We start from the raw sequence: 6286 nt of genomic DNA on the forward strand, positions 1-6286 counted from the left end.
GCCCGCGCTACAGCGGGGGAAGCGAAGGGAGGGCACCGCCCTTCACGGTGAGGGCGGCGCCGTCACGGCGGCCGGAGAGCCAGCCGAGCAGGTCCGCGGCCGTCCCCTCGACGGCGACGGGGCCGCCGGACTCCTCGCCGCCGGTCGTCCGGATCCCGCCGTTCCCGGTGGAGAGGGCGGTCGACGGTACGCCGGGGTGGCCGGCGAACCGCTCCGCGAGGAAGTCGATCTCCCGCTCCGTGAAGTCGGCCGGGAGGTCCTCCAGCTCGTAGCCGATCCCGAGGTCCACGTGGTGCAGCTCCACCTCGGCCCAGCGCCGGAACGGCACCCGCGCGGCACGGTCCGTGACCCCGTTGCGCAGTTCCAGCGTGCGCGACCAGTCCGCCGGGGCGGCGCCCGCCGCGCGGAAGCGCTCTGCGCTCTCCCGCAGGTCGGCGAGGTGCGCTTCGAGGGTGCGGGGCGCGTCCCGCTCGATGTCGGCGTCCCGGGCCTCGCCCGAGACGTACATGGGGCGGCCCTCCAGGACGTTCACCAGAGCGTCGGCGTTACGGGCCAGGTGGGCCAGCACATGGCCGCGGGTCCAGCCGGGGAGCCGTGACGACTGGGTCACAGCCGCGTTGTCCAGTGCGGCCGCCGCGGTGAGCAGCCGCTCGGTCGCTGTTTGTACAGACGCCAGGTCATCAGCGTGATCAATCATGCTGCCGACCCTAGCCCCGTCACACCTTCGGGTGAAGGTGGTGAAGCCCGGCCTTAAATCGAATGCACGTGCTATAAGGTCGTGAGCGGCGTCGGGCATGCTGGAGAGCCGGGGTTTGTTGACAACCCGTGAATCCGAACCGGCGTTGTCAGTGGCTCCCCCTAGTCTGAGAAGGACGGGGGCCCCGCCCCTGTCACTTCTCTCAAGAAAGGTGCGGACCGGCGTGGCCGACCGTCTCATCGTCCGTGGAGCGCGCGAGCACAACCTCAAGAACGTCTCGCTCGATCTCCCGCGCGACTCGCTCATCGTCTTCACGGGCCTGTCGGGGTCGGGCAAGTCCTCGCTGGCCTTCGACACGATCTTCGCCGAGGGGCAGCGGCGCTACGTGGAGTCGCTCTCCTCGTACGCCCGGCAGTTCCTCGGCCAGATGGACAAGCCCGACGTCGACTTCATCGAGGGCCTCTCCCCGGCGGTCTCCATCGACCAGAAGTCGACCTCCCGCAACCCGCGCTCCACGGTCGGCACCATCACCGAGGTCTACGACTATCTGCGGCTGCTCTTCGCCCGCATCGGGAAGCCGCACTGCCCCGAGTGCGGCCGTCCGATCGCCCGCCAGTCGCCACAGGCCATCGTCGACAAGGTCCTGGAGCTGCCGGAGGGCAGCCGCTTCCAGGTGCTCTCCCCGCTGGTGCGCGAGCGCAAGGGCGAGTTCGTCGACCTGTTCGCCGACCTCCAGACCAAGGGCTACTCCCGCGCGCGGGTGGACGGCGAGACGATCCAGCTCTCCACCCCGCCCACGCTGAAGAAGCAGGAGAAGCACACCATCGAGGTGGTCGTCGACCGCCTCACGGTCAAGGACAGCGCCAAGCGCCGTCTCACCGACTCCGTCGAGACCGCCCTCGGTCTGTCCGGCGGCATGGTCGTGCTCGACTTCGTCGACCTCCCCGAGGACGACCCCGAGCGCGAGCGCATGTACTCCGAGCACCTGTACTGCGCGTACGACGACCTGTCCTTCGAGGAGCTGGAACCCCGCTCCTTCTCCTTCAACTCGCCCTTCGGCGCCTGCCCCGAGTGCACCGGCATCGGCACGCGCATGGAGGTCGACCCCGAGCTGATCGTCCCCGACCCGGACAAGAGCCTCGACGAGGGCGCCATCCACCCGTGGTCGCACGGCCACACCAAGGACTACTTCGGCCGCCTCATCGGCGCCCTCGCGGAGGCGCTGGGCTTCCGTACCGACATCCCGTTCGCGGGACTGCCGCAGCGCGCCAAGAAGGCCCTGCTGCACGGCCACAAGACCCAGGTCGAGGTCCGCTACCGCAACCGCTACGGCCGCGAGCGCCGCTACACCACCGCCTTCGAGGGCGCCGTCCCGTTCGTCAAGCGCCGGCACAGCGAGGCCGAGAGCGACGCCAGCCGGGAGCGCTTCGAGGGCTATATGCGCGAGGTGCCCTGCCCCGCCTGCGAGGGCACGCGGCTGAAGCCGGTCGTCCTCGCGGTCACGGTCATGGGCAAGTCCATCGCCGAGGTCTCCGGCATGTCCATCAGCGACTGCGCGGACTTCCTGGGCCAGCTGAAGCTCACCGCCCGCGACAAGAAGATCGCCGAGCGCGTGCTCAAGGAGGTCAACGAGCGGCTGCGGTTCCTGGTCGACGTCGGCCTGGACTACCTCTCGCTCAACCGCGCGGCCGGCACGCTCTCCGGCGGCGAGGCCCAGCGCATCCGCCTGGCCACCCAGATCGGCTCCGGACTCGTCGGCGTGCTCTACGTCCTCGACGAGCCCTCCATCGGTCTGCACCAGCGTGACAACCACCGGCTGATCGAGACCCTGGTCCGGCTGCGCGACATGGGCAACACGCTCATCGTCGTGGAGCACGACGAGGACACCATCAAGGTCGCCGACTGGATCGTCGACATCGGCCCCGGCGCCGGTGAGCACGGCGGCAAGGTCGTGCACAGCGGCTCCCTGAAGGAGCTGCTCGCCAACGCCGAGTCGCAGACCGGCCAGTACCTGTCCGGCAAGAAGGCCATCCCGCTGCCCGACATCCGCCGCCCCCAGGACCCGTCGCGCCGGCTCACGGTGCACGGCGCCCGCGAGAACAACCTCCAGGACATCGACGTGTCCTTCCCGCTGGGCGTCTTCACCGCCGTCACCGGTGTCTCCGGCTCCGGCAAGTCCACGCTGGTCAACGACATCCTGTACACCCACCTCGCCCGCGAGCTGAACGGCGCGCGCAGCGTCCCCGGCCGGCACACGCGCGTGGACGGCGACGACCTCGTCGACAAGGTCGTCCACGTCGACCAGTCGCCCATCGGCCGCACCCCGCGCTCCAACCCGGCGACGTACACCGGCGTCTTCGACCATGTCCGCAAGCTGTTCGCCGAGACCACCGAGGCGAAGGTCCGCGGCTACCTGCCGGGCCGCTTCTCCTTCAACGTCAAGGGCGGCCGCTGCGAGAACTGCGCGGGCGACGGCACCATCAAGATCGAGATGAACTTCCTCCCGGACGTGTACGTCCCGTGCGAGGTCTGCCACGGCGCCCGGTACAACCGGGAGACCCTGGAGGTCCACTACAAGGGCAAGTCCATCGCCGACGTCCTGAACATGCCGATCGAAGAGGCCATGCACTTCTTCGAGGCCGTCCCGGCCATCGCCCGCCATCTGCGGACGCTCAACGACGTCGGTCTCGGCTATGTCCGCCTCGGCCAGTCCGCGACCACCCTGTCCGGCGGTGAGGCGCAGCGCGTGAAGCTCGCCAGCGAGCTGCAGAAGCGCTCCACCGGCCGCACGGTGTACGTCCTGGACGAGCCGACCACCGGTCTGCACTTCGAGGACATCAGCAAGCTGCTGACGGTCCTGTCCGGCCTGGTCGACAAGGGCAACACGGTCATCGTCATCGAGCACAACCTCGACGTGATCAAGACCGCGGACTGGGTCGTCGACATGGGCCCCGAAGGCGGCTCCGGCGGCGGACTGGTCGTCGCGGAAGGCACACCGGAGCAGATCGCCGCCGTTCCGGCCAGCCACACCGGCAAGTTCCTGCAGGAGATCCTGGGGGCGGACCGGATCAGCGACGCCGCGCAGGCGCCGGCCCCGCGCAAGGCGGCGAAGAAGACGGTCGCCGCAGGGGCCGGCGCCAGGAAGACGGCGACCAAGGCGGTCGGCGGTACGGCCGCCAGGAAGACCGCCACGAAGGCGACCGCCAAGAAGACCGCCACGAAGGCGGCCGCGAAGAAGACGACGCGGGCGGCCAAGGACTGACCGGCCCGCACCGACACGCGCCGTGCGGCGGAGGAACGCGGGTTCCTTCGCCGCACGGCGCGTTTCAGGCCGCCTTCGGCTCCAGTTCGTGGGCGTACGGCGGTTCCGCGCCCGCGCGTGAGCAGGTGATCGCCGCCGCGCGTGCCGCGAAGCCGAGCAGGTCCGCCCAGCCATCGGCGCCCAGCGCGGCCAGGCCGGCGTCACTGAGCGCGTCCCGTGCGGCGAGGCCGTGCAGCAGTGCCGCGTTCACCGTGTCGCCGGCGCCGATCGTGTCCACCACCTCGACCCGCTCACCCGGCACGGTGTACGCGCCGCCCTCCCGGGTGTACACGGTCAGCCCCTCCCCGCCCCGGGTGACCACCACCGCCGCCGGTCCGGCCGCCAGCCACTCCTGCGGGGAACCGCCCAGCCACTCGGCGTCCTCCTCCGACAGCTTCAGCAGCGACACCGACGGCAGCCAGCTCCGGAACCGGGCCCGGTAGGCGTCCGGGTCGGGGATGAGGACCGCCCGGATGTTGGGGTCCAGCGCCGTGAACACACCTCTCGCGCCGGCGGCACGCATCAGCTCCTCGTACGCGCTCGCGCCCGGCTCCAGCACCAGCGAGCAGGTGCCGAAGGACACCGCGCGGGTACCGGCCGGCAGGACGTCGGGGGCGGTGAACAGCCGGTCCGCCGTCCCCTCCACATAGAAGGAGTACGCCGCCGAACCGTCCGTGCCGACCGTGGCGACGGCCAGCGTCGTCGGCTCGTCGCCGCGCTGCACCGACGACACGTCCACACCGCTCTCCCGCAGCCGGCCCAGCAACGCCTCCCCGAAGGCGTCACGGGACACCCGGGAGCAGAACGCGGTGGGGGAGCCGAGGCGGCCCAGTGCCACCGCCGTGTTGAAGGGGCCGCCGCCGAGCGCCGGCGTCAGCGCCGCGAGCGCGCCCGCGCCGCGCGGTACCAGGTCGATCAGTGCCTCACCGGCTACGACGATCACGAGGGGGTTCCTTTCCGGGCTTTCTCGGATTTCTCGGGCTGTGCCGGGCCGTCCGGCCGCCGCGGTGTGTCGGGGCAGCCGCAGGATGTGCGGTGCACGAAGGCACACGGGAGCCGTTCGGTCCGCGCGGGGCGGTCCGGTGCGGCGAGACGGTCGAGGAGGACGCGTACGGCGCGGGCGCCGATGTCCCTGCTGGGCTGCGCGATCGCCGTGAGACGGGGGGTGAACAGGTCCGCCCACGCGAAGTCGTCGAAGCAGCACAGCGCGATGTCCGCGGGCACGGAGAGGCCGTGCGCCCGCAGGGCGCGCAGGGCGCCGATCGTCATGGCGTTGTTGGCGGTGACCAGTGCGGTGGGGCGGGAACCGAGGGAGAGCAGCTCCGTGGTGGCCCGTTCGGCGCCCGCCGACTCCGAGTGGCCGTGCACCACGAGACGCTCGTCGTACGGCAGTCCGGACGCGGCGAGGCCGTGACGGTACCCGGTGATCCGTTCGGCGGTCGTGCTGAGGCCCGGGCGGCCCGCGACCAGGGCGATACGGCGGTGGCCGAGGCCGGCGAGGTGGGTGACCAGCCGGGCGGTCGGTTCCGTGCTCTCGGCGCAGATCTGGTCGAAGCGGGGTGCGTCGCCGTCCGGGGGCAGGTCGACCAGGCGGTCCAGGAAGACGGCCGGGACCCGGTGGCGGCCCAGGTAGGCGAGCAGTTCGCCCGGCTCGGCGGAGGGGGCGATGATCATGCCCTCCACGCGGCGCTCGTGCAGCAGCTGGACGACCTTGCGCTCATGCGCCGGGTCGTCGTGCGGGTCGGCGATCAGGAGGCTGTAGCCGTGCCGCAGTGCTTCGGCTTCGACGCCCTGGAGGATCTCCGTGAAGTACGGGTTGCTGATCGCGGAGACCGCGAGGCCGATCGAGCGGGTGCGGGAGGTCACGAGGGAGCGGGCGAGGGTGTTCGGGGTGTAGCCGAGTTCGTCGATGGCGTCGAGGACGGCCTGGCGGGTGTGGGGGAGGACCGGGCGGGTGTCGTTGAGGACGTGGGAGACGGTGGCTACGGAGACGCCGGCGCTGCGGGCGACGTCGGCCATGGTTGCCATGGGGTCTCCTTTGATGCCGGGCGCTGAGGCGGGTGGGGTGCTGGGTCGGGACCGTATCCCATTTCGGGGGGCGCGTAAACGCTTGCGCAAGCGTTTACGTGTTGCTGGGGTGGGCCGGGGGGTCTTCGCGCGGCCCGGCGCTGGCGGGGTGCCGTCGCGCCCACCCGTGCCGCCCTGCGGCACGCCTGCCCGCGGAGGGCGGAGGGCGGAGGGCGCGGGGGGCGGAGGGCGCGGAGGGCCGGAGGGGCGGAGGGGTGCGG

The 6286-nt window shown here is 71.5% G+C and carries 4 protein-coding genes; 1 reads left to right on the plus strand and 3 read right to left on the minus strand.

The genetic code is table 11. From position 1 onward, the window contains the following. Positions 1–7 precede the first annotated feature (7 nt). Positions 8–697: a maleylpyruvate isomerase family mycothiol-dependent enzyme gene (locus IF28_RS0133635; RefSeq protein ID WP_030228634.1), complete on the minus strand. Its 690-nt coding sequence runs from the start codon at positions 695–697 to the stop codon at positions 8–10. A gap of 223 nt (positions 698–920) precedes the next feature. On the opposite strand from IF28_RS0133635, the gene uvrA reads away from it, so the two are divergent. Continuing rightward, entirely contained in the window at positions 921–3959 is a 3039-nt protein-coding gene (gene uvrA, locus IF28_RS0133640) for an excinuclease ABC subunit UvrA (protein WP_030228637.1), read from the plus strand. 64 nt (positions 3960–4023) lie between these two features. Here the strand turns inward: uvrA and IF28_RS0133645 are convergent, their stop codons facing one another. After that, positions 4024–4941 carry a carbohydrate kinase family protein gene (locus IF28_RS0133645; RefSeq protein WP_030228640.1) on the minus strand — a complete coding sequence of 306 codons (918 nt, stop codon included), beginning with the start codon at positions 4939–4941 and terminating at the stop codon, positions 4024–4026. Then, the gene (locus IF28_RS0133650) at positions 4938–6026 is read right to left on the minus strand and encodes a LacI family DNA-binding transcriptional regulator (protein ID WP_030228644.1); all 1089 of its coding nucleotides are present in this window, start codon (positions 6024–6026) and stop codon (positions 4938–4940) included. The genes IF28_RS0133645 and IF28_RS0133650 overlap by 4 nt, the downstream gene beginning before the upstream one ends. Positions 6027–6286: the final 260 nt, after the last annotated feature.

The organism is Streptomyces sp. NRRL WC-3626 (assembly GCF_000718785.1).
GTDB classification, from domain to species: Bacteria; Actinomycetota; Actinomycetes; order Streptomycetales; family Streptomycetaceae; genus Streptomyces; species Streptomyces edwardsiae.